Annotated in this window: 20 protein-coding genes; 19 read left to right on the forward strand and 1 reads right to left on the reverse strand. The window is 61.8% G+C overall.

Translation table 11 applies throughout. The annotated features are described in order from the left end of the window. Positions 1-79: 79 nt before the first annotated feature. The 17 genes from C0V82_RS00800 to C0V82_RS00880 all read left to right on the forward strand — a co-directional run bounded on the left by C0V82_RS00800 (position 80) and on the right by C0V82_RS00880 (position 17,599). Positions 80-1,234 (forward strand): NADH-quinone oxidoreductase subunit D, encoded by a 1,155-nt coding sequence (locus C0V82_RS00800; protein WP_425438251.1) that lies wholly within the window; start codon positions 80-82, stop codon positions 1,232-1,234. Next, on the forward strand, positions 1,231-1,875 hold the full coding sequence (gene nuoE, locus C0V82_RS00805) for an NADH-quinone oxidoreductase subunit NuoE (protein WP_102110703.1): 645 nt from the start codon (positions 1,231-1,233) through the stop codon (positions 1,873-1,875). Before C0V82_RS00800 ends, nuoE begins: the two co-directional genes overlap by 4 nt. Before the next feature lie 14 nt (positions 1,876-1,889). After that, positions 1,890-3,188, forward strand: a complete 1,299-nt coding sequence (gene nuoF, locus C0V82_RS00810; protein ID WP_102110704.1) for an NADH-quinone oxidoreductase subunit NuoF — start codon at positions 1,890-1,892, stop codon at positions 3,186-3,188. A 21-nt stretch (positions 3,189-3,209) separates the two neighbouring features. After that, positions 3,210-5,276, forward strand: a complete 2,067-nt coding sequence (nuoG, locus tag C0V82_RS00815; RefSeq protein WP_102110705.1) for an NADH-quinone oxidoreductase subunit NuoG — start codon at positions 3,210-3,212, stop codon at positions 5,274-5,276. 6 nt (positions 5,277-5,282) lie between these two features. Further along, positions 5,283-6,290, forward strand: coding sequence for an NADH-quinone oxidoreductase subunit NuoH (gene nuoH / locus C0V82_RS00820; RefSeq protein WP_102110706.1), 1,008 nt, complete (start codon positions 5,283-5,285; stop codon positions 6,288-6,290). 87 nt (positions 6,291-6,377) lie between these two features. Then, a complete protein-coding gene (gene nuoI / locus C0V82_RS00825; RefSeq protein ID WP_054170170.1) occupies positions 6,378-6,866 on the forward strand; it encodes an NADH-quinone oxidoreductase subunit NuoI in 489 nt (162 codons plus the stop codon). 99 nt (positions 6,867-6,965) lie between these two features. Further along, positions 6,966-7,583 carry an NADH-quinone oxidoreductase subunit J gene (locus C0V82_RS00830; protein WP_054170169.1) on the forward strand — a complete coding sequence of 206 codons (618 nt, stop codon included), beginning with the start codon at positions 6,966-6,968 and terminating at the stop codon, positions 7,581-7,583. A gap of 2 nt (positions 7,584-7,585) precedes the next feature. Further along, positions 7,586-7,903 (forward strand): NADH-quinone oxidoreductase subunit NuoK, encoded by a 318-nt coding sequence (nuoK, locus tag C0V82_RS00835; protein ID WP_102110707.1) that lies wholly within the window; start codon positions 7,586-7,588, stop codon positions 7,901-7,903. A gap of 10 nt (positions 7,904-7,913) precedes the next feature. Further along, complete coding sequence (gene nuoL, locus C0V82_RS00840) at positions 7,914-9,851, forward strand: NADH-quinone oxidoreductase subunit L (protein ID WP_102110708.1); 1,938 nt, start codon at positions 7,914-7,916, stop codon at positions 9,849-9,851. Positions 9,852-9,869: 18 nt separating this feature from the next. Next, the gene (locus C0V82_RS00845) at positions 9,870-11,438 is read left to right on the forward strand and encodes an NADH-quinone oxidoreductase subunit M (RefSeq protein ID WP_102110709.1); all 1,569 of its coding nucleotides are present in this window, start codon (positions 9,870-9,872) and stop codon (positions 11,436-11,438) included. A gap of 3 nt (positions 11,439-11,441) precedes the next feature. Continuing rightward, a complete protein-coding gene (nuoN, locus tag C0V82_RS00850; protein ID WP_102110710.1) occupies positions 11,442-12,884 on the forward strand; it encodes an NADH-quinone oxidoreductase subunit NuoN in 1,443 nt (480 codons plus the stop codon). A 14-nt stretch (positions 12,885-12,898) separates the two neighbouring features. Then, positions 12,899-13,681, forward strand: coding sequence for a biotin--[acetyl-CoA-carboxylase] ligase (locus C0V82_RS00855; RefSeq protein WP_102110711.1), 783 nt, complete (start codon positions 12,899-12,901; stop codon positions 13,679-13,681). Between the two features lies 1 nt (position 13,682). Continuing rightward, positions 13,683-14,471, forward strand: a complete 789-nt coding sequence (locus C0V82_RS00860) for a type III pantothenate kinase (protein WP_102110712.1) — start codon at positions 13,683-13,685, stop codon at positions 14,469-14,471. A 12-nt stretch (positions 14,472-14,483) separates the two neighbouring features. Then, positions 14,484-16,169, forward strand: coding sequence for a ribonuclease J (locus C0V82_RS00865; RefSeq protein ID WP_102110713.1), 1,686 nt, complete (start codon positions 14,484-14,486; stop codon positions 16,167-16,169). A gap of 88 nt (positions 16,170-16,257) precedes the next feature. Beyond that, positions 16,258-16,662, forward strand: a complete 405-nt coding sequence (gene mce, locus C0V82_RS00870; RefSeq protein ID WP_102110714.1) for a methylmalonyl-CoA epimerase — start codon at positions 16,258-16,260, stop codon at positions 16,660-16,662. A 22-nt stretch (positions 16,663-16,684) separates the two neighbouring features. Then, the gene (locus C0V82_RS00875) at positions 16,685-16,939 is read left to right on the forward strand and encodes a DUF1467 family protein (protein WP_102110715.1); all 255 of its coding nucleotides are present in this window, start codon (positions 16,685-16,687) and stop codon (positions 16,937-16,939) included. Between the two features lie 90 nt (positions 16,940-17,029). After that, positions 17,030-17,599, forward strand: a complete 570-nt coding sequence (locus C0V82_RS00880) for a DNA-3-methyladenine glycosylase I (RefSeq protein ID WP_102110716.1) — start codon at positions 17,030-17,032, stop codon at positions 17,597-17,599. 631 nt (positions 17,600-18,230) lie between these two features. Here C0V82_RS00880 and C0V82_RS00885 read toward each other — a convergent pair. Then, complete coding sequence (locus tag C0V82_RS00885) at positions 18,231-19,526, reverse strand: NCS2 family permease (RefSeq protein WP_102110717.1); 1,296 nt, start codon at positions 19,524-19,526, stop codon at positions 18,231-18,233. Between the two features lie 41 nt (positions 19,527-19,567). Here C0V82_RS00885 and C0V82_RS00890 point away from each other — a divergent pair, with 41 nt between their 5' ends. Together C0V82_RS00890 and ade are read left to right on the forward strand one after the other, a co-directional pair. Then, a complete protein-coding gene (locus C0V82_RS00890) occupies positions 19,568-19,999 on the forward strand; it encodes a hypothetical protein (protein WP_102110718.1) in 432 nt (143 codons plus the stop codon). Between the two features lie 19 nt (positions 20,000-20,018). After that, positions 20,019-21,734, forward strand: a complete 1,716-nt coding sequence (gene ade / locus C0V82_RS00895; RefSeq protein ID WP_102110719.1) for an adenine deaminase — start codon at positions 20,019-20,021, stop codon at positions 21,732-21,734. Positions 21,735-21,765 lie beyond the last annotated feature (31 nt).

Consider the following 21,765-nt stretch of genomic DNA (forward strand, 5'->3'; position numbering starts at 1 on the left):
GACCACCGTCGCGACCGAAACCGGGCTGTCCCTGTCTACGGCCGCCAGCCAGGGCGAAGTGCAGATCAAGCCCTTGACCATGAATTTCGGTCCCCAGCATCCGGCCGCCCACGGCGTGCTGCGTCTGGTGATGGAAATGGATGGCGAGGTGGTGGAACGTGCCGATCCGCATATCGGCCTGCTACACCGTGGCACTGAAAAGCTGATCGAGTACAAGACCTATACCCAGGCAACGCCTTATTTCGACCGGCTGGACTATGTGTCCCCGATGTCGATGGAGCACACCTGGGTCCTGGCCGTGGAAAAGCTGCTGGGCATCACCCCACCCAAGCGTGGCCAGTATATCCGCGTGCTGTTTGCGGAGATCACTCGCGTCCTGAACCACCTGCTGAACCTCACCACCTTCGCTCTGGACGTCGGCGCCATCACGCCCGCTCTCTGGGGCTTTGAAGAGCGTGAGAAGCTGATGGAGTTCTATGAGCGGGTTTCCGGTGCGCGCCTGCACGCGAACTATTTCCGTCCCGGCGGCGTGAACCTGGATCTGCCAGCTGGGCTGGCTGATGATATCGGCGCCTATTTCGATACATTCCCGAAGTTCATGGACGACCTGGAAGGGCTGTTGTCCGAGAACCGGGTGTTCAAGCAGCGTACGGTGGATATCGGTGTGGTCTCGGCGGCGGACGCGCTGGCCTGGGGCTTCTCCGGCCCGATGCTGCGCGGCTCCAACGTGGCTTGGGATCTGCGCAAGGCGCAGCCCTATGACAGCTATGAAGAGTTCGACTTCGACGTGCCGGTAGGCCTGACGGGTGACTGCTACGCCCGCTATCTGGTCCGCATGGAGGAGATGAAGCAGTCGATGCACATCATCCGCCAGGCGCTGGACAAGCTGTCCAAGACGCCGGGTCCGGTGAAGCTGAATGACCGCAAGGTCACGCCGCCGACCCGTGGTGAGATGAAGCGCTCGATGGAAGCGCTGATCCACCATTTCAAGCTGTACACCGAAGGCTACCACGTGCCGGCTGGCGAGACCTATACGGCGACCGAGTCGCCCAAGGGTGAACTGGGCGTCTATTTGGTCGCCGACGGGACGAACCGCCCGTACCGCTGCAAGATCCGCCCGACCGGTTTCTCGCACCTGCAGGCGATGGATTTCATGTCCAAGGGCCACATGCTCGCCGACGCCGTGGCGATCATCGGCTCCATGGACATTGTGTTCGGAGAGATTGATCGATGAGTGCCGCCCATTCCCATGGCCCCGCTGTGGCGGAGCCGACCAGCTTCGAATTCACCGCAGAGAATATCGAGCTGGCCAAGCGCATCATCGCCAAGTACCCCGAAGGCCGACAACAAAGTGCGGTGATGCCGCTGCTCGATCTGGCCCAGCGTCAGTGCGGCGGCTGGCTACCCAAAGTCGCCATCGATTATGTGGCTCACTATCTCGACATGGCGCCGATCCGGGCGCTGGAGGTGGCGAGCTTCTATACGATGTACAATCTGAAGCCCGTCGGTAAGCATTTCGTTCAGGTCTGCACCACTACGCCCTGCTGGCTGCGCGGGTCGGATGAGGTGCTGCATGCCTGCGAGAAGAAGCTGGGCGTAAAGCCGGGTCAGACGACGACGGACGGCCAGTTCACGGTGATCGAGGTCGAATGCCTCGGCGCTTGCGTGAACGCGCCAATGATGCAGATCGGTGACGATTTCTATGAGGATCTGACGGCGGAGACGACCGAGAAGGTTCTGGACGCCCTGGCGCGTGGCGAGAAGCCGGCGACGGGTCCGCAGAATGGCCGTATCCGGGCCTGCGCCGTGGGTGGACCGACGACGCTGATCGAATCGGCCATCAAGGCGGGCGTGAAGCCCGCTGGTCAGGCCTAAGAGGAGGGTGAACCATGCTTCGCGATGAAGACCGCATCTTCACCAACCTCTACGGTTTCGAAAGCCCGTTCCTGGACGGGGCCAAGGCCCGTGGCGACTGGTCCGGGACCAAGGAAATCCTGGGCCTGGGTCGGGACAAGATCATTGATCTGGTGAAGGAATCGGGCCTGCGCGGTCGCGGCGGCGCCGGATTCTCCACGGGTATGAAGTGGTCCTTCATGCCCAAGACCAGCAATGGCCCCGTTTATCTGGTGGTGAACGCCGACGAGGGCGAACCCGGTACCTGTAAGGACCGGGAGATCATGCGCCATGATCCGCACAAGCTGATCGAAGGCTGCCTGATCGCGGGTTTCGCCATCGGTGCCACCGCCACCTATATCTATATCCGGGGTGAGTTCTATTACGAAGCCGCCAACGTTCAGCGCGCTATCGACGAGGCTTACGCCTCGGGCCTGATCGGCAAGAACGCCTGCGGTTCCGGCTATGATCACGACGTCTATCTGCATCTGGGTGCGGGCGCCTATATCTGCGGCGAAGAGACGGCGCTGATCGAAAGCCTGGAAGGCAAGAAGGGGCAGCCCCGCAACAAGCCCCCGTTCCCCGCCATGGCCGGCCTCTACAGCCGCCCTACGACGGTGAACAATGTCGAATCCATCGCGGTGGTGCCGACCATTCTGCGTCGCGGCCCCTCCTGGTTCGCCAATCTGGGACGCCCCAAGAACAGCGGCACCAAGCTGTTCTGCGTGTCGGGCCATGTGAATCAGCCCGCGACTGTCGAAGAAGAGATGGGCATTCCGCTCAAGGAACTGATCGAGAAGCATTGCGGCGGCGTGCGTGGCGGCTGGGACAATTTGCTGGCCATCATCCCCGGTGGTTCCTCGGTTCCGCTGCTGCCCAAGGAAATCTGCGACACCGTCCTGATGGATTTCGACAGCCTGCGTGACGTCCGTTCGGGCCTCGGCACCGCTGCCGTCATCGTCATGGACAAGTCCACCGACATCGTGAAAGCCATTGCGCGGCTGTCCAAGTTCTACATGCATGAAAGCTGCGGCCAGTGCACGCCGTGCCGTGAGGGCACGGGTTGGATGTGGCGCGTCATGGAACGTCTGGTGAAGGGCAATGCACATGTCGAGGAAATCGACATGCTGCTGGACGTCACCAAGCAGGTCGAAGGCCACACCATCTGCGCCCTTGGTGACGCGGCGGCGTGGCCGATCCAGGGTCTGATGCGCCATTTCCGCCCGGAAGTGGAACGCCGCATCCTGGAATACCGCACGCGCGCCGATCGCGGCGCTCGCGTGGCGGCCGAGTAATCGGGGTCTTACGAGGATATCATGCCCAAACTGACCATTGACGGCGTCGAGATCGAAGTCGCCCCCGGTACCTCGGTGCTTCAGGCCTGCGAACAGCTCGGCATCGAAGTGCCGCGCTTCTGCTATCATGAGCGCCTGTCCGTGCCGGCCAATTGCCGCATGTGCCTGGTGGAAGTGGAACGGATGCCCAAGCCGGCCGCCTCCTGCGCGCTGCCGGTGGGTGAGGGGATGGTGGTGAAGACCAACACCCCCAACGTCCACAAGGCCCGCAAGGGCGTGATGGAATTCCTGCTGATCAACCATCCGCTGGACTGCCCCATCTGCGACCAGGGTGGCGAATGCGACCTGCAGGATCAGGCCGTGTCCTACGGCTATGATCGCAGCCGCTTTGAAGAGAATAAGCGCACCGTCAGCGACAAGTACATGGGTCCGCTGATCAAGACCTTCATGACCCGCTGCATCCAGTGCACGCGCTGCATCCGCTTTGTGGATGAAATCGCAGGTGTACCGGCGCTGGGCGGTCTGGCCCGTGGTGAGCATCTGGAAATTACGCCGGCGCTGGAAGCCGGTGTGAATTCCGAAATGTCGGGCAATCTGGTCGATGTCTGCCCCGTGGGGGCCTTGACCTCCAAGCCTTACTCGTTCAATGCCCGGCCCTGGGAACTGCGCAAGACGGAAAGCATCGACGTCATGGACGCGGTGGGTTCCAACATCCGCATCGACGCCCGCGGCGGTGAGGTTCTGCGCGTTCTGCCGCGCTTGAACGAGGATGTGAACGAGGAATGGATCAGCGACAAGACGCGCTACGCCATTGATGGACTTAAGCGTCAGCGTCTGGACCGTCCCTATGTGCGTGGTGCCGATGGCAAGCTGAAGCCGGCTACCTGGGCCGAGGCGTTTGCCGCCATCAAGGCCAAGGTCGCTGGTGTCGCCGGTTCCAAGATCGCTGGTGTGGCCGGCGATCTGGTCGATGTCGAAAGCACGGTCGCGCTGAAGGATCTGTTGAACGCGCTGGGTTCCCAGAACCTGGATTGCCGTCAGGACGGGGCGACTTTCGATGCGTCGAACCGCGCCGGCTACATATTCAATAGCGGCATTGCCGGGATTGAGAATGCCGATGTCGTCCTGCTGATCGGGACCAATCCGCGCTGGGAAGCGCCGCTGGTGAATTCCCGTATCCGCAAGACCTACCTGACTGGCAAGCTGAAAAAGGTTGCCGTTGTCGGCCAGAATATCGACCTGACCTACCCGACCGAGTGGCTGGGCAATTCCGGTTCGGTCCTGACCGATCTGGCCAATGGCACGCATCCGTTCGCGGAGACGCTGCGCAATGCCAAGAACCCCCTGATCATCCTGGGCGCCGGTGCGCTGCGTCGTGGCGATGGCCCGGCAGTGCAGGCGGCGGCCCGGAAGCTGGCGGAAACGGTCGGCGCTGTGCGCGAGGACTGGAACGGTTTCAACGTGCTGCACCTGGCCGCTGGCCGCGTCGGCGCGCTGGATGCCGGTTTCCTGCCCGGTGCCGGCGGCCATGACCTGGGCGGTATCCTGTCGGGTGCGCAGAAGGGCGAGATCGAGGTTGTGTACCTGCTGGGTGCTGACGAGATTGAGGCCGACCGTTTCGGCAAGGCCTTCGTAATCTATCAGGGTCACCATGGCGACCGTGGCGCCCATCGCGCCGACGTCATCCTGCCGGGTGCCGCCTATACGGAAAAGAACGCCACCTACGTCAACACCGAAGGCCGTGTGCAGCAGGCCCGCCTGGCCGCCTTCCCCCTGGGTGAGGCGCGCGAGGACTGGAAGATCCTGCGCGCCCTGTCGGCGGAGCTGGGTCAGACGCTGCCCTATGACACGCTGGCGCAGCTGCGCCAGCGCATGATCGCCTTGAACCCGGTGTTTGGCGCGCTGGACCGTATGGTGCCGGCATCCTGGGGCCCGTTCGGGACCGAGGGTGCGGTGGCCGACGCGCACTTCACCTCGCCGGTGGAGAATTTCTACATGACCGACCCGATCAGCCGTGCGTCGCAGACCATGGCCGATTGTACGGAAGCCTTTCTGAAGCCGGCCCTGGCGGCCGCCGCGGCGGAGTAAGTGACGATGTGGGAATTCTGGGCTGAACTGCCGCTGGTCGTCCGTATCGTCGCGGGCATCGTCACCATCGTGGTGCCGCTGCTGATCGGCATGGCGATGCTGACCTATTTTGAACGCAAGGTGATGGCTGCGATGCAGCTGCGCCAGGGGCCGAATGTCGTCGGTCCCTTCGGTCTTTTGCAGCCCTTCGCCGATGGTCTGAAGCTGCTGGCCAAGGAAACCGTCATTCCGACGGGTGCCAATGCCGGCGTCTTCGTGGCCGCCCCGATGCTGACCTTCCTCCTGGCCCTGGTGGCCTGGGCAGTGATTCCGTTCGGTGAGGGTCTGGTGCTGGCCGACATTAATGTTGGTGTGCTGTACCTGTTCGCGATCTCCTCGCTGGGCGTGTACGGCATCATCATGGCCGGCTGGGCATCCAACTCCAAATACGCTTTCCTGGGCGGTTTGCGCGCGGCGGCGCAGATGGTGTCGTATGAGGTCTCCATCGGCCTCGTCATCATCACCGTCCTGCTTTGCGTCGGCTCGCTGAACCTGTCGAAGATCGTGGAAGCGCAGAAGACCGTCTGGTTCTTCATCCCGCTGTTCCCGATGTTCATCATCTTCTTCATCTCGGCCCTGGCCGAGACGAACCGCGCCCCGTTCGACTTGCCTGAAGGTGAGTCGGAGCTGTCGGGCGGCTTCAACGTCGAATATTCGTCGATGACCTTCGCCCTGTTCTTCCTGGGTGAATACATCAACATGATCCTGATGAGCGGCATGACGACGGTGCTGTTCCTGGGTGGCTGGCTGCCGCCTCTGGATATCGCACCGCTGAACTGGATTCCGGGTCCGCTCTGGTTCATCGCCAAGATCTGCTTCGTGCTGTTCTGCTTCATCTGGGTCCGGGCGACGCTGCCGCGTTACCGCTATGACCAACTGATGCGTCTGGGGTGGAAGGTGTTCCTGCCGTTCTCCCTGATCTGGGTGGTGCTGACATCCGGTGTGCTGGTCTATTTCGACCTGCTGCCCAAGTGATTTCGTGAGGGGGAGGGGGCTTTTCAACCCCCTGCCGGTGATGCTTGTGGGCGGGCCGTCTGGCCGGTCCGATTATGGAGGTGAAACATGGCCTTGCTCGACCGTACGGCGCGCGGCCTGTTCTTGTGGGAACTGGTGAAGGGCATGGCGCTGACTTTCAGCTACATGTTCAAGCCCCGTGTGACCCTGAACTATCCGTATGAGCGTGGCCCCACGAGCCCGCGCTTCCGGGGTGAGCATGCGCTGCGCCGCTATCCCAATGGGGAAGAACGCTGCATCGCCTGCAAGCTGTGCGAGGCCATCTGCCCGGCACTGGCCATCACCATCGAGGCTGAACCGCGTGAGGATGGCAGCCGCCGCACCACGCGCTACGACATCGACATGACGAAGTGCATCTATTGCGGCCTGTGCCAGGAGGCTTGCCCGGTCGATGCCATCGTCGAGGGGCCGAACCTGGAATTCGCGACGGAAACGCGCGAGGAGCTGTACTACAACAAGGACAAGCTGCTCGCGAATGGTGACCGTTGGGAGGCACAGATCGCGGCCAACCTCGCCGCTGACGCGCCTTACCGTTGATTTCATCGATGGCCGGGTCCCCTGCCATCCACATTCCTTCGCCCGGAGTATCCTCCGTGACCAAGTACCCGATGACCACAGCGCCGGAGGCGGCGTAACATGACCCTGACCGCAATCGCATTCTATGCGTTCGCCATCATCCTGCTGGCCTCTGCCGTGCGGGTGATCACGGCCAAGAACCCGGTACACTCGGTTCTGTTCCTGATCCTCGCCTTCTTCAACGCGGCCGGCCTGTTCGTCCTGATCGGCGCTGAATTCGTGGCCATGATCCTGGTCATCGTCTATGTCGGCGCGGTGGCGGTGCTGTTCTTGTTCGTGGTGATGATGCTCGACATCAATTTCCAGGAACTGCGGCAGGGCTTCATGCGCTACATGCCGGTGGGGCTGGTTGTCGGCGCCATTCTGGCGGTGGAACTGGTCTTCCTGGCGGCGACGCAGCTGGCTGGCGGCCCCGTGGGCGGTCAGGCCAACAATGCGCCGATCCCGCCGGTCGATCAGGTGACCAACACCGAAGCCATCGGCCACATCCTCTATACCGACTATGTGTATGCCTTCCAGGTCTCGGGCCTGATCCTGCTGGTCGCCATGATCGGCGCCATCGTGCTGACCCTGCGGTCGCGCCCCGGTGTCCGTCGCCAGCAGATCGGCCAGCAGCTTGATCGCAAGCGCGCCGAGGTGGTGCAGGTACGCAAGGTCCCGACGCGGGGGGGCGTCTGATCATGGAATTCGGCTCTATCGGCCTGGCGCATTACCTGACGCTGTCGGCCATCCTCTTCACCATCGGCGTGTTCGGGATTTTCCTGAACCGGAAGAATGTCATCGTGATCCTGATGTCGGTCGAGATGATCCTTCTCGCGGTCAACATCAATCTGGTGGCCTTCTCCGTCTATCTGAACGATCTGGTGGGCCAGATTTTCACCATGTTCATCCTGACGGTGGCCGCCGCAGAGGCCGCCATCGGTCTCGCGATCCTGGTGGTCTATTTCCGTAACCGCGGGACCATCGCGGTTGAAGACATCAACATGATGAAGGGTTGAGGCGGGCATCATGGAAATCGCTGCCATCTTCCTGCCCCTGCTGGGCGCCTTCATCGCCGGGTTCTTCGGGCGCATCATCGGCGACCGTGGGGCCCAGATCGTCACCTGCGCCGGTGTGCTGACCGCTGCCGTACTGTCCGTGATCCTGTTCACGAAGGTCGGTTTCGGCGGGGCCGAGGCTGCGCGCACCATCGAGCTGTTCACCTGGATCGACAGCGGCACCTTCGAGGTGTCCTGGTCGCTGCGCATCGACACGCTGACCGCCGTGATGCTGGTCGTCGTGAATGGCGTGTCCTCCATGGTGCATGTCTATTCGGTCGGCTATATGAGCCACGACCCGCACCGGGCGCGCTTCATGGCCTATCTGTCGCTGTTCACCTTCATGATGCTCATGCTGGTGACCGCCGATAATCTGCTGCAAATGTTCTTCGGCTGGGAAGGCGTGGGCGTTGCCTCCTACCTGCTGATCAATTTCTGGTACGAGAAGAAGAGCGCCAATGACGCCTCCATGAAGGCGTTCCTGGTTAACCGTGTCGGTGACTTCGGCTTCGCGCTGGGCATCATGGCCATCTACATCATCTTCGGCACTGTCGAATTTGATGGCATCTTCGCCCAGGCCGCAAGCAAGGCCGACGCCAGCTTCCACTTCCTGTCCTGGGAAGTGCATGCGCTGACCTGCGCCTGCCTGCTGCTGTTCGTGGGTGCCATGGGTAAGTCGGCACAGTTGGGTCTGCACACCTGGCTGCCGGACGCCATGGAAGGCCCGACGCCTGTTTCGGCCCTGATCCACGCGGCCACCATGGTGACCGCCGGCGTGTTCATGCTAGCGCGGATGAGTCCGGTGTTCGAATATGCTCCGGTCGCGCTTGAGGTTGTCACCTATCTGGGGGCTGCCACCGCCTTCGTGGCCGCTACCATCGGCCTGACCCAGTTCGACATCAAGCGCGTCATCGCCTATTCGACGATGAGCCAGCTTGGCTACATGTTCTTCGCCATCGGTGTCGGTGCCTATCCGGCCGCCATCTTCCACCTTATGACGCACGCCTTCTTCAAGGCCCTGCTGTTCCTGGGTGCGGGTTCGGTCATCCACGCCATGTCGGATGAACAGGACATGCGCAACATGGGCGGCATCTGGAAGCTGATCCCCGGCACCTACACGATGATGTGGATCGGCAATCTGGCGTTGGCCGGTATCCCGTTCTTCGCGGGCTTCTATTCCAAGGACATGATCCTGGAAGTGGCCTATGCCAAGCATTCGGCCGCTGGTTCCTTCGCCTTCTGGATGGGTATCGCCGCCGCCTTCATGACGGCCTTCTATTCCTGGCGTCTGCTGATCATGACCTTCCATGGCAAGCCGCGCGCCTCGGAAAAGGTGATGGCCCATGTGCATGAAAGCCCGGCCGTCATGCTGGTGCCGCTGATCGTTCTGTCGATCGGCGCGCTGTTCGCCGGCTTCGTCGCCTACCCCTGGTTCGTCGGTCATGACATGGCCGCGTTCTGGTCGGGCAGCATCGTGATGCTGGCTGGTGAGCATGGCACCATTATCGAGGCCGCCCACCACGTGCCGGGCTGGGTGCCTTATGCCCCACTGGCCGCCGGCGTCTCCGGCATCGTGCTGGCCTATGTCTTCTACATGTTCAGCCCCGGCTTGCCCGGCGCCTTCGTCAACACCTTCAAGGCTGTGCATGCCTTCGTGTTCCGTAAGTACATGTTCGATGAACTGTATGACGCGCTGTTCGTGCGTCCGGCCATGAAGCTGGGCTTTGGCCTGTGGAAGGGTGTCGATATCGGCGTGATCGACGGGCTGGGTCCCGATGGGGCCGCCGCTGTCACCCGCCGCCTGTCGCTGGCTTCCAGCCGGGTTCAGTCGGGTTACGTGTACCATTATGCATTCGTTATGGTGATCGGCGTGGTCGCGTTGGCCGGCTGGTTCCTCCTGGCGCGTTGAGGTAGGGAGTCTTTCGAAATGGCCGATGTGCCGATCCTTTCGCTGACGACGTTCCTGCCCCTCGTCGGTGCCCTGTTCATCCTGCTCATCCGTGGTGAGCAGGAGGCGGTGGCCCGTAACGCCAAGAGCGTGGCGCTGTGGACGTCCCTGATCACTTTCATCGTTTCGCTGTTCATCCTGACCGGCTTCGACCCCTCCAACCCCGGCTTCCAGCTGGTGGAGGAGGTGGCTTGGCTGCCGGCCTTTAACATCGCCTATATCAAGGGCGTGGACGGCATCTCCATCTGGTTCGTGCTGGCCTCCACCCTGCTGACCCCGATCTGTGTCCTGGCTTCCTGGGATGCGGTGGAAAAGCGCGTGAAGGAATTCATGATCGCGCTACTGGTGCTGGAAACTATGCTGATCGGCATGTTTACGGCGCTGGACTTCGTGCTGTTCTACCTCTTCTTCGAAGGGGTGCTGCTGCCGATGTTCCTGTTGATCGGCGTTTGGGGCGGTCCCAACCGCGTCTATGCGGCCTATAAGTTCTTCATCTACACCTTCATCGGTTCGGTGCTGATGCTGCTGGCCATCCTGGCCATGTATCTGACAGCCGGGACCATGGATATGCGGGTGATGGTGGACTATCCGTTCCCGTCCAACATGCAGATCTGGCTGTGGCTGGCGTTCTTCATCGCCTTTGCGGTGAAGACGCCGATCTGGCCGGCCCATACCTGGCTGCCGTTCGCCCACGTGGAGGCGCCGACGGCGGGTTCCGTGATGCTGGCCGGCGTGATGCTGAAGATGGGTGGTTACGGCCTGATCCGCGCGAATGTGCAGATGCTGCCGGAAGCCAGCTTCTTCTTCCAGGATGTGGTCTTCTTCATGTCCATCGCGGCCATCATCTACACCTCGCTGGTGGCGCTGGCGCAGACCGACATGAAGAAGATGATCGCCTACAGCTCCGTGGCCCATATGGGTTACGTGTCGATGGGCATCTTCGCCATGAACCAGCAGGGTCTGGATGGCGCCATGTTCCAGATGCTGAGCCATACGTTCGTGTCGGCCGCACTCTTTCTGTGCATCGGCGTTGCCTATAACCGCCTGCATACCCGTGAAATGGCCGCCTATGGCGGTATGGCCAAGAACATGCCGCGCTATGCAGTGGTGTTCGCCATCTTCATGTTCGCCTCGGTCGGTCTGCCCGGCACCTCGGGCTTCGTGGGTGAGTTCCTGACGATGCTGGGCGTTTTCCAGGTTAGCACCTGGTACGGCATGCTGTCGGCCACGGGTCTGGTTCTGGGTGCCGCCTATATGCTGCTGCTGTTCCGCAAGCTGTTCTTCGGCAAGCTGGAGAAGCCGGAAGTGAAGGCCATGTCGGACCTGTCCATGCGGGAAGTCGCATTCTTCGCTCCGCTGGTGGCCATCGTCATCATCATGGGCGTCTATCCGGCCAGCTTCCAGAATGTCTACAACCCGACGGTCGAGAAGATCCTGGCCGATCATCAGGCCTCGCTGAAGGCGGCGGGCCTGATTGAGGCTGAGACGCCCAAGACCGCGGAACTGCGTACCGAAACCCCGGCGACCCAACCGGCGAGCGAGAACTGAGCCATGGCAACTTTCCCTGATCTGGCCCCGGCCCTGCCCGAGATCTTCCTGGCCTGCGCGAGCATGGCCCTGTTGATGATCGGCGTGTTCCGGGGTGAAGGCAGCCTGCGTCTCGTCTCGTGGCTGACTGTCGCCTCCTTCATCGCCACCGGCTTCCTGCTCTTGCAGGGGCCGGAGGGGCGTGCCGTCACCTTCAACGGCCTGTTCGTTTCCGACAGCTTCGGTACCTTCGCTAAGCTGCTGATCCTGATCGCGTCCTCCCTGGCCGTTATCCTGTCGGTCAATTACCTGGAGAAGGAGCGGGTGGCCCGGTTTGAATATCCGGTGCTAATCGCGCTTGCCACGCTCGGCATGCTGGCCATGGTGTCGGCCAACGACCTGATCTCGCTCTATGTCGGGCTGGAGCTCCAGTCGTTGGCACTCTACGTCATCGCGTCCTTCAAGCGTGATGTGGCCAAGTCGACGGAAGCCGGCCTGAAGTACTTTGTGCTTGGGGCGCTGTCCTCGGGCTTGCTGCTCTATGGCGCGTCCCTGGTTTATGGCTTTGCCGGCACCACCAGCTTTGACAAGCTGGCTGCCGTGTTGGAAGGCGGGGCGTCGGTTGGTGTGGTCATCGGCATGGTTTTTGTGGCCGCCGGCCTGGCCTTCAAGATTTCGGCTGTGCCGTTCCATATGTGGACGCCGGACGTCTATGAGGGTGCGCCCACCTCCGTCACGGCCTTCTTCGCCGTGGCGCCCAAGGTGGCGGCCATCACCCTGTTCATCCGCGTTCTGGTCGGCCCGTTCGGCGATCTGGCGATGCAGTGGCAGCAGGTGATCCAGTTCTGCGCCGGTGCATCCATGATCATCGGCGCTCTGGGTGCCATCCAGCAGAAGAACATCAAGCGCCTGATGGCCTACAGCTCCATCGGCCATATCGGCTACGCGTTGGTCGGTCTGTCCGCCGGTTCGGAAGAAGGTGTGCGCGGCGTACTGATTTACATGGCAATCTATCTGGCCATGAATGTCGGTGTCTTCGCTGTCATCCTGTCGATGCGTCAGTCGGGCCGCGCCGTGGAAGAGGTTGCCGATCTGGCGGGCCTGTCCAAGACTCACCCGATGCTGGCCTTTGCCATGGCCGTATTCATGTGGTCGCTGGCCGGCGTGCCGCCGGCGGCGGGCTTCTGGGGCAAGTGGGCGGTGTTCCTGCCGGCCATCCAGGCGGGCCTGTATCCGCTAGCCATTGTCGGCGTCATCGCGTCCGGTATCAGCTGCTTCTATTATCTGCGCGTTATCAAGGCCATGTACTTCGATGACGTGACGGAGCCACTGGACCGCCCGACCCCGACCGCGGGTTTCGTGGTCGCCGGTGCTGCCTTGTTCGTGTTCCCGGTCTATATCTTCTTCCTGTCGCCGATCACCTCTGGTGCGGCGGCGGCTGCTGCCGCCCTGTTTGGGGCTCGGTAACCGGCGTTCCGGCGATGGTGACCGGACAGAATCGATATGATGAAACGCGGGCGGCCTTGCTGCCCGCGTTTTTTCATCTTCACAGCATCGATGAATGCGGCAGCACCAATGATCTGGCCAAGCAGATGGCTGGCGATGGCGCGCCCGAAGGCACCCTTGTCTGGGCTCTGCGCCAGACCGCTGGCCGGGGGCGGCGCGGGCGGGCATGGAGTTCACATCCCGGCAATCTTGCCTGTTCCCTGGTGTTGCGGCCCGGATTGTCGGCGGGACAGGCGGCATTGACCTCCTTCGTCGCCGCTGTCGCGGTGGGGGAGGCGGTATCGGCCCTTGTGCCGGGCAAGGTCACCTTGAAATGGCCCAATGACGTGCTGCTCGATGGGGCCAAGATATCTGGCATCCTTTTGGAGTCCGAAGCGGGTCGTGGCGGATCGGTCGATTGGCTGGTCCTGGGCGTAGGCATCAATGTCCGGCATTTCCCGGAAGAGGCCTTATATCCCGCCACGGGGTTGCTGGCCGCCGGGGCCGATGTCACGGTGGAACAGGTGCTGACCGCCTATGCCGGTGCATTCGACGCTTGGTATCATCGCTTCCTGACCCAGGGTTTTGCCCCCATCCGCGCGGCCTGGCTGAATGCGGCGCAGGGGTTAGGCGCGGCCGTAACCGTGCGTCTGCATGATGAGACATTTGCGGGCCGTCTGGTCGATATGGATGATGACGGCGTGCTGCTGGTCGATGTCGGCGGCACCATCCGTCGCGTGACGGCGGGCGATGTGTTTTTCCCTGGTGGAGGGAACTGAGATGCTTCTGGCCATCGATGCCGGCAACACCAATGTCGTCTTCGCCGTCTTTGACGGGGATGAGAAGCGGGCCCATTGGCGCATCTCCACCGACAGCCAGCGCACCGCCGACGAATATGCCGTCTGGCTGGTCAGCCTGATGGGCATGAAGGGTCTGACACCCACCGACATTGATGCTGCCATCCTGTCATCGGTGGTGCCGTCACAGACCTATGCCCTGATGAAGCTAACCGAGGAACATTTCGGCTGCGTAACCATGCGTGTGGGTGATCCATCGGTCGAACTGGGCTTGCAAAACAAGCTGCTGAACCCGCGGGAGGCGGGGGCCGACCGGCTGGTCAATGCCGTGTCCGCCGTGGCATCCTATCCCACGCCGCTGGTCGTCATCGATATCGGTACCGGCACTACCTTTGACGTCGTGGATGCGGAGGGGGCCTTTGCCGGCGGCGTTATCGCGCCCGGACCGGCCCTGTCCCTGGACGCGCTGCATCGGGTGGCGGCGCAGCTGCCCAAGGTCGATATCGCCAAGCCCGACGTTGCCATCGGTCGCGGGACGGTCGCGGCCATGCAATCGGGCATGTTCTGGGGCTATACCGGGATGATTGAAGGCATCCTGAAACGGATCATCGCCGAGCTGTCGCCCGATGGGCAGACGAAGGTGACGGTCATCGGCACGGGCGGTCTGGTCCGCCTGTTCGCCGAGGGAACCGACATGATCCACCATATTGATGGGGACCTGACGTTGCGAGGTCTCCGGTTGATCCATGCGCGCAACGCTGCCGCCAACTGAAACCAGGACCGAATGACGCAAGCAAAGCATCTGGAAACCAAGGATTTCGACCCGAAGGAACTGCATTTCGTCCCCCTGGGCGGGGCGGGCGAGATCGGGATGAACCTGAACCTCTACCACCACCAGGGCAAATGGCTGATGGTGGATCTAGGAGTTAGTTTCGGTGACGAAACGACCCCTGGCGTTGATATCATTCTGCCCGATACCAGTTTCATTGAGGACCGTCGCGCCGACCTTCTGGGCATCGTCGTCACCCACGCGCATGAGGATCATTTGGGCGCCATCCCGCATCTGTGGGAGGATTTGCGCGTTCCCGTCTGGTGTACGCCGTTTACGGCCAGCTTCCTGAAGGCCAAGCTGGTGGAAACGGGTCTGCAGAACAAGGTGCCGATCAACATCATCCCGCTGGGTGGCAAGGCCAGCATTGGTCCTTTCGATCTCGAACTGATCAGTCTGACCCATTCGATCCCCGAACCCAACGCCCTGGTCATCCGCACCAGCGTCGGCACGGTGCTGCATACGGGCGACTGGAAGCTGGACCCCGATCCGGTCATCGGCCTGCTGGCCGATGAAGATGCGCTGAAGAAGCTGGGGCGCGAGGGCGTGACGGCCATGATTTGCGACAGCACCAATGCCATGGTGCCGGGCACGTCGGGGTCGGAAGCGGCGGTTCAGGAAAGCTTCAAGGAACTGTTCGGGCGTTTCACCGACACCCGCATCGCCGTCACCTGCTTTGCCAGCAATGTCGCCCGCCTGCATTCCATCGCCGTCGCGGCCAATGCCCATGGCCGACAGGTGGCACTGGCTGGGCGGTCGCTGTGGCGCATCAATGAGGCGGCGCGTGCCAATGGCTATCTGTCCGACTTGCCGCCGTTCCTGACGGAACGCGAGGCCGGTTATGTCCCGCGTGAAAAGCTGGTGGTGATCTGCACCGGCAGCCAGGGGGAGCCGCGTGCCGCGCTGGCCCGCATCGCCAATGACGATCATCCTGACGTAGTGTTGGAGCGGAACGACGTCGTCATCTTCTCCGCCCGTGAAATTCCGGGTAATGAGAAGGGCATCGCCAAGATCCAGAACGGCCTGATGCGGCAGGGCATTCAGGTGATCACAGCGGATGAGGAATTCGTCCATGTCTCCGGACATCCGGCGCGTGACGAGTTGGTGCAGATGTATCAATGGGTCCGGCCCAAGATTGCCGTGCCGGTGCATGGCGAACATCGCCATCTGACGGTGCATGCAGCTCTGGCGCGGGATTGTCAGGTGCCCGAAGTGGTGGTGCCCGATGATGGCATGGTCATTCGTCTGGGGCCGGGGCCTGCTGCCAATCTGGGTCATGTCCATGCCGGTAAGTTGTGCATCGATGGCAAGCGCATCGTGCCGCTGACCAACATGGCGCTGAAAGGCCGGACCCGCATGGCCCAGGCCGGCGTCTCCATGGTGACCCTGGTCATGACGCCGCGCGGTGACCTGTTGGCTGATCCCAAGGTCACATCCATCGGCCTGCTGGAAGAGGATGAGGTGGATGAGGAGACGGCGGACCTGATCGCCCGCGTGCGTCTGGCCATCGAGAACCTGTCCAAGGCGGCCCGCATGGATGATGCGCAGGTGAAGGACGCGGCCCGTGTGGCCATACGCCGGTCCTTCAGCACCAGCCAGGGCCGCAAGCCGCTGACAGAAGTGCATCTGGTGCGGATCTAGGGCGGGCGATTTGTCACGGGTGACGTCGGCGTCGCCCGTGACTATGTCTGGCGCTGCCAAAGCAAACCATAAAAATGAGGAGAGGGTGATGATCGGCCGTCTGAACCATGTCGCCATTGTCGTGCCGGATCTGGCAGCAGCGGCGGAAACCTACCGCACCACCCTGGGCGCCAAGGTTTCCGACCCGCTGGACCTGCCCGACCATGGCGTGACCACTGTGTTCGTGGAACTGCCCAACACCAAGATCGAACTGCTGCATCCCCTGGGGGAGGGCAGCACCATCGCCAAGTTCCTGTCCAACAACGCCTCCGGCGGCATCCACCATGTCTGTTACGAGGTGGAGGACATTATCGCGGCACGGGACAAGCTGAAGGCCGATGGCCTGCGCGTGCTGGGCGATGGAGAACCAAAGATCGGTGCGCATGGCAAGCCGGTGCTGTTCCTGCACCCCAAGGATCTGTTCGGCACCCTGGTCGAAATCGAACAGGTCTGACCGCAGCCAAGGAGTTGAGAGCATGGGTTGGGCAACCTGGGCCGCCATTTACTTCACCATCTGGTGGACAGTCCTGTTCATGGTGTTGCCGTTCGGGCGCAAGCAGGAGGGGGACGCGCGGGAGGTCGGGCACCAGCCCGGTGCGCCCGCCCGGCCCATGATCATCAGGAAGTTCATCTGGACCTCCATCATCTCCGCCATCATCGTAGGTACTCTCTGGGCTAGCGGCCATTTCGGCCTAGTGGATTGGAAGGGCCTGTTGCGGGGCGAACCCTGACGGGTCTTGTGAATACAAAACAAGAACAAACCCTGGGACATCTGTCGCCTGATCGGCTATCCTGTTTGCGTTTCAAGCAAGGTGGACAGAATGTCAGGCTACTGCGATATCGCCCCGGGCCATGAATGGCATGGCCCCTATCATGACCATGAATATGGCGTGCCCCTGACGGGGGATGATGAGCTGTTTGAACGGCTGATCCTGGAGATCAATCAGGCGGGCCTGTCCTGGCTGACCATCCTGAAAAAGCGGGAAAGCTTCCGTGCCGCCTATGCCGGGTTTTCCGTGGACCGCGTAGCGGCCTTTGGGCCGGATGATGTGGACCGACTGCTGGCCGATCCCGGCATCATCCGCAACCGGCTGAAGGTCCATGCCGCCATCCACAATGCCCAGGTGATCCAGCGGCTACGCGACAGCCATGGATCGTTCCATGGTTGGCTGCTGACCCATCACCCGAAATCCAAGGCGGACTGGGTGAAGCTGTTCGCCAAGACCTTCCGCTTTACGGGTGGGGAGATTGTGGGCGAGTTCCTGATGAGCATCGGCTTTCTACCGGGCGCACACCGCGCCGATTGCCCCGCCATGATCGCTCTGTCGAATCATGATTTGCCCTGGCGTCGGGCCATTACCAGCGGGTTTGCTGGATACACCGCCTTCTGATTGGGCAAACATCTGTTCGGATGGACGGCATTTGCACAAGAGATGTGCACAAACCCAAAAATCGAACAAATAAAAAGGCAAGCCGACAAAATCGGCTTGCCTTCATATTCAGAAAGTTAAAAACTTATCTTGTCGAACGGGGTTGGATCCCTGTTTTGACACCGCCTGGTGGCGATTCCTCCCTAAACTCAGGCCGCGCTGCCTTGCTGGCGCGGTCTTTTCTTTTGTGGGGCGGAGTATAAGCACCCCCGGCGAAACCCGTCACCATCAAAATTCGATCTGCACGATGCCCGCACAAAAATGCAGCGGCCAGTGTGGCCGCATTGTCACGATTGCATGCATCCAATCGTCTTCATGCCATTGCGGCATGGCTGCGGGATGACGGCTAATGCACCTAATGCATTGATAAATATGAGTATTCATGGAAAGTGAATTTTTTGTGATCGCCTGTGCTCTGTCGGCAGTTTACGTCAACGGCAGTGCTGACTGAAAATTAAACATATGCCTATTTAATAGGCAATGATACCGCTATCATATTTTTGCCTGCTTACTGAACGGGCTTCAAGGCAGTGAATGAAAAAGGGGCCGCCCCGCAGGGTGCGGCCCCTGTCATCGAATCCGCGAGAATCAGTCACGCCAGCAGAATGAATTTCAGCAGGAACAGGGCCGCCAGCACCGCCACGACCGGCCCGACATCGCGCCAGCGACCGGACAGGATCTTGATGCCGGCATAGGTGATGAAGCCGATGGCGATGCCGTGGGCGATGGAATAGGTCAGTGGCATGGCAATCGCCGTCATCACGGCGGGCGCATAATCCGTCACATCCTCCCAATCCACCTCGGTCAGGCCGCGCGCCATCAGGCAGGCGATGTAGAGCAGGGCCGGGGCCGTGGCATAGGCGGGGATGTTGGCGGCCAGCGGGGCAAAGAACAGGCAGGCCACAAACAGGACGGCCACCGTCACCGCCGTTAACCCGCTGCGTCCGCCAACATTGGTGCCCGCCGCGCTTTCGATGTAGGAGGTGACGGTGGAGGTGCCCAGGGCCGCGCCAACGGTGGTGGCCGCCGCATCGGCAAACAGGGCGCGTTTCAGACGCGGCAGCTTGCCATCCTTGTCCAGCAGGCCCGCGCGGTGCGACACGCCGATCAGGGTGCCCGCCGTATCGAACAGATCAACAAAGAAGAAGGCGAAGACCACGGTGATCAGCCCCACGCTGAACGCGCCTTTCAGGTCCATGGCCAGGAAGGTGGGGCTGGGGTCGGGCGGCAGGGAGATGATCTGCCCGTTAAATGGCGAGGCGCCGATGACCATGCCCACGATGGCGATCACCAGAATGGTTAGGATCACCGACCCCATGACCTTCCGCGCCGCCAGCGCACAGAGCAGGATGAAGCCGATGGCGGCCAACACCGGCTGCGGCTTGGTCAGGTCGCCCATGGTGACCAGGGTGACGGGATGCGCCTTGATCAACCCGGCATTTTCCAGGGCAATGATGGCCAGGAACAGGCCGATGCCAGCGGATATGGCCATTTTCAGGGTGCGGGGAATGGCATTCACCACCGCTTCGCGCACCGGCAGGACCGACAGGATGATGAATAGGATGCCCGACAGGAACACCGCCCCCAGCGCCACCTGCCAGGAATATCCCATCTGCCCGACCACTGTGAACGCGAAATAGGCGTTCAGCCCCATGCCCGGTGCCTGCGCGATGGGATAATTGGCGTACAGCCCCATGATGGCCGACCCGATGGCGGCGGCCACACAGGTGGCGACGAATACCGCCCCATGGTCCATGCCCGCCGCCGACAGGATCTGTGGATTGACGAAGATGATATAGGCCATGGTCAAAAAGGTGGTGAGACCGGCCAGCAGCTCCGTCCGGACATCACTGCCCAGTTCTTTCAGCTTGAAGTAGGATGTCAGCATCTGTGCGGCGCCCTTTGCGGCGAAAGGGAAGGGGGGAAGGAATGCCAGTATTCCTGCAAAGTACCTTAAGGGCCATAGGGTTAATTGGGCTTTTCGCAGGTGCGGTATCCGCTGCCACGGCCCAGACCGACGCCCCCACCATTCGTATCGACCCCGCCGCCTGCCGCTACGTGACCCGATATCAGCCCAGCGCGGATGTAGCGTACAAGCCCGGCGTCGATGTGCATGGGAAGCCCGTGGCTCCCGCCGACCTACCCGATGGCTATGCTATCGACCTGCCGAAAAGCATCGATATCGCCATCACCGCCGATATCGCGCGCCGCTTCGGCATCGCAACAAATAACCTCTACCGGGGGGAGGCGCAGATCGGTACCGTAACGGTGCAGGGCAATCAGGTCCTGTTCAACGGCAAGCCGATGCAGTCGGCTGCCGAGGCTGACCTGATGGCACTCTGCGCCAAGACCCCGCATTGATCATGTAAGGACCCGCCTCATGGACCGCGCCGCCGCCAAAGCCATCCTGAAACAGCGGATCGATCAGGCCATGGGGCGCAACCGCGCCGATCTGGTGATCAAGAATGTGCGGCTGCTGAATGTCGCGACGGGCAGCATTGATGAAACCGACATCGCCATCTGCGGCGACACCATCGTCGGCACCTATGACCGTTATGATGGGCTGGTGGAAATCGATGGCAAGGGCCGCTTCGCCGTGCCGGGCTTCATCGACACCCATGTCCATTGCGAAAGCACGCTGGTCGCCCCGTCGGAATTTGACCGCTGTGTCCTGCCGCGCGGCACTACCACGGCCATCTGCGACCCGCATGAGATTTGCAATGTCATGGGGGAGGCGGGGCTTCAGTATTTTCTGGATTCGGCCCTGACCACCGCGCTGGATTTGCGGGTGCAGCTTTCATCCTGTGTGCCGGCCACACATCTGGAAACGGCGGGCGCGCGGTTGAAGGCCGACGATCTGGCCCGCCACCGACACCACCCGAAGGTGATCGGTCTGGCCGAATTCATGAACTTCCCCGGCGTGCTGTGGAAGGATGAGGAAACGCTGGACAAGCTGGCGGAATTCTATGGTGCGCATATTGACGGCCATTCGCCCCTGGTCACGGGCAAGGAACTGAACGCCTATCTCTCCTGTGGCATCCGCAACTGCCATGAATGCACGTCACAGGCAGAGGCGCGGGAGAAGATTGCCAAGGGCATGCAGGTCCTGATCCGCGATGGCTCCGTCTCCAAGGATGTCGATGCCCTGTCCGGCCTGATCGATCCGGTGACCAGCCCCTTCCTGGCCTTCTGCACCGATGACCGCAACCCGCTGGACATTGCGGAGGAAGGGCACCTGGATCATCTGATCCGTCGCGCCATCGCGCACGGGGCCGACATCGCCGCCACCTACCGTACCGCCACCTGGTCGGCAGCGCGCGGTTTCGGGCTGAAGGATCGCGGGCTGGTGGCTCCCGGCTACTTGGCCGATATCGTCCTGCTGGACGATCTGGCGCAATGCACCGTGTCGCAGGTGATCCGCGCCGGCAAGCCGGTGTCGGCGGAGACCTTCGCGGGCCGCACATCCCCGCCGCCCGTGGGCCTGAACTCCATCAAGCGCGACCGGATCGTGGCCGAAGACCTCGCCATTCCGGCCAGCGGCCCCGGCACACCCGTGATCGGCGTGTTGCCCAACAAGATCATCACAGAGGCGTTGCAGGCGACCGTGCCCTATCGCAATGGCCGCCGCCATGCCGACCCGGACAATGACATCCTGAAGATTGTGGTCGTCGAACGCCACGGCTTCACCCGCAATATCGGCAAGGGCTTCGTGAAGGGCTTCGGCATCCGCTCCGGCGCGCTGGCCAGCTCCGTCGGCCATGACAGCCACAATATCTGCGCGGTGGGTTCCAGCGACGCCGACATGGTCGTCGCCATCAACCGCCTGATCGAAATCGGCGGCGGCTTCGTGGCCGTGAAGGACGGTGCCGTGGTCGGCGAGCTGGCCCTGCCCGTGGCCGGCCTGATGAGCCTGAAACCGTTCGAGGCGGTGGAGCACGAGTTGGAAGCGCTCCGCGCGTCCGTCAAGGCCCTGGGCTGCCCACTGGCCGAACCCTTCCTGCAACTGGCCTTCCTGCCTCTACCGGTGATTCCGCATTTGAAGATTACCGATATGGGGCTGGTGGATGTGGACAAGTTTGAGCTGGTGGCGGCGTGAGGGGCATTTAGCGTCTAAGGATGTTGGCAAT

Source organism: Niveispirillum cyanobacteriorum, assembly GCF_002868735.1.
Classification (GTDB): domain Bacteria; phylum Pseudomonadota; class Alphaproteobacteria; order Azospirillales; family Azospirillaceae; genus Niveispirillum; species Niveispirillum cyanobacteriorum.

Coding starts and splice junctions, on each gene's coding strand:
- C0V82_RS00865 (WP_102110713.1), top strand. CDS start 14,484: ATGACGCAAGCAAAGCATCTGGAAACCAAGGATTTCGACCCGAAGGAA.
- C0V82_RS00860 (WP_102110712.1), top strand. CDS start 13,683: ATGCTTCTGGCCATCGATGCCGGCAACACCAATGTCGTCTTCGCCGTC.
- C0V82_RS00880 (WP_102110716.1), top strand. CDS start 17,030: ATGTCAGGCTACTGCGATATCGCCCCGGGCCATGAATGGCATGGCCCC.
- nuoG (WP_102110705.1), top strand. CDS start 3,210: ATGCCCAAACTGACCATTGACGGCGTCGAGATCGAAGTCGCCCCCGGT.
- mce (WP_102110714.1), top strand. CDS start 16,258: ATGATCGGCCGTCTGAACCATGTCGCCATTGTCGTGCCGGATCTGGCA.
- C0V82_RS00855 (WP_102110711.1), top strand. CDS start 12,899: ATGGTGACCGGACAGAATCGATATGATGAAACGCGGGCGGCCTTGCTG.
- nuoF (WP_102110704.1), top strand. CDS start 1,890: ATGCTTCGCGATGAAGACCGCATCTTCACCAACCTCTACGGTTTCGAA.
- nuoE (WP_102110703.1), top strand. CDS start 1,231: ATGAGTGCCGCCCATTCCCATGGCCCCGCTGTGGCGGAGCCGACCAGC.
- nuoH (WP_102110706.1), top strand. CDS start 5,283: ATGTGGGAATTCTGGGCTGAACTGCCGCTGGTCGTCCGTATCGTCGCG.
- C0V82_RS00800 (WP_425438251.1), top strand. CDS start 80: ATGAATTTCGGTCCCCAGCATCCGGCCGCCCACGGCGTGCTGCGTCTG.
- nuoK (WP_102110707.1), top strand. CDS start 7,586: ATGGAATTCGGCTCTATCGGCCTGGCGCATTACCTGACGCTGTCGGCC.
- C0V82_RS00830 (WP_054170169.1), top strand. CDS start 6,966: ATGACCCTGACCGCAATCGCATTCTATGCGTTCGCCATCATCCTGCTG.
- C0V82_RS00890 (WP_102110718.1), top strand. CDS start 19,568: ATGCCAGTATTCCTGCAAAGTACCTTAAGGGCCATAGGGTTAATTGGG.
- C0V82_RS00875 (WP_102110715.1), top strand. CDS start 16,685: ATGGGTTGGGCAACCTGGGCCGCCATTTACTTCACCATCTGGTGGACA.
- nuoI (WP_054170170.1), top strand. CDS start 6,378: ATGGCCTTGCTCGACCGTACGGCGCGCGGCCTGTTCTTGTGGGAACTG.
- C0V82_RS00845 (WP_102110709.1), top strand. CDS start 9,870: ATGGCCGATGTGCCGATCCTTTCGCTGACGACGTTCCTGCCCCTCGTC.
- nuoL (WP_102110708.1), top strand. CDS start 7,914: ATGGAAATCGCTGCCATCTTCCTGCCCCTGCTGGGCGCCTTCATCGCC.
- ade (WP_102110719.1), top strand. CDS start 20,019: ATGGACCGCGCCGCCGCCAAAGCCATCCTGAAACAGCGGATCGATCAG.
- C0V82_RS00885 (WP_102110717.1), bottom strand. CDS start 19,526: ATGCTGACATCCTACTTCAAGCTGAAAGAACTGGGCAGTGATGTCCGG.
- nuoN (WP_102110710.1), top strand. CDS start 11,442: ATGGCAACTTTCCCTGATCTGGCCCCGGCCCTGCCCGAGATCTTCCTG.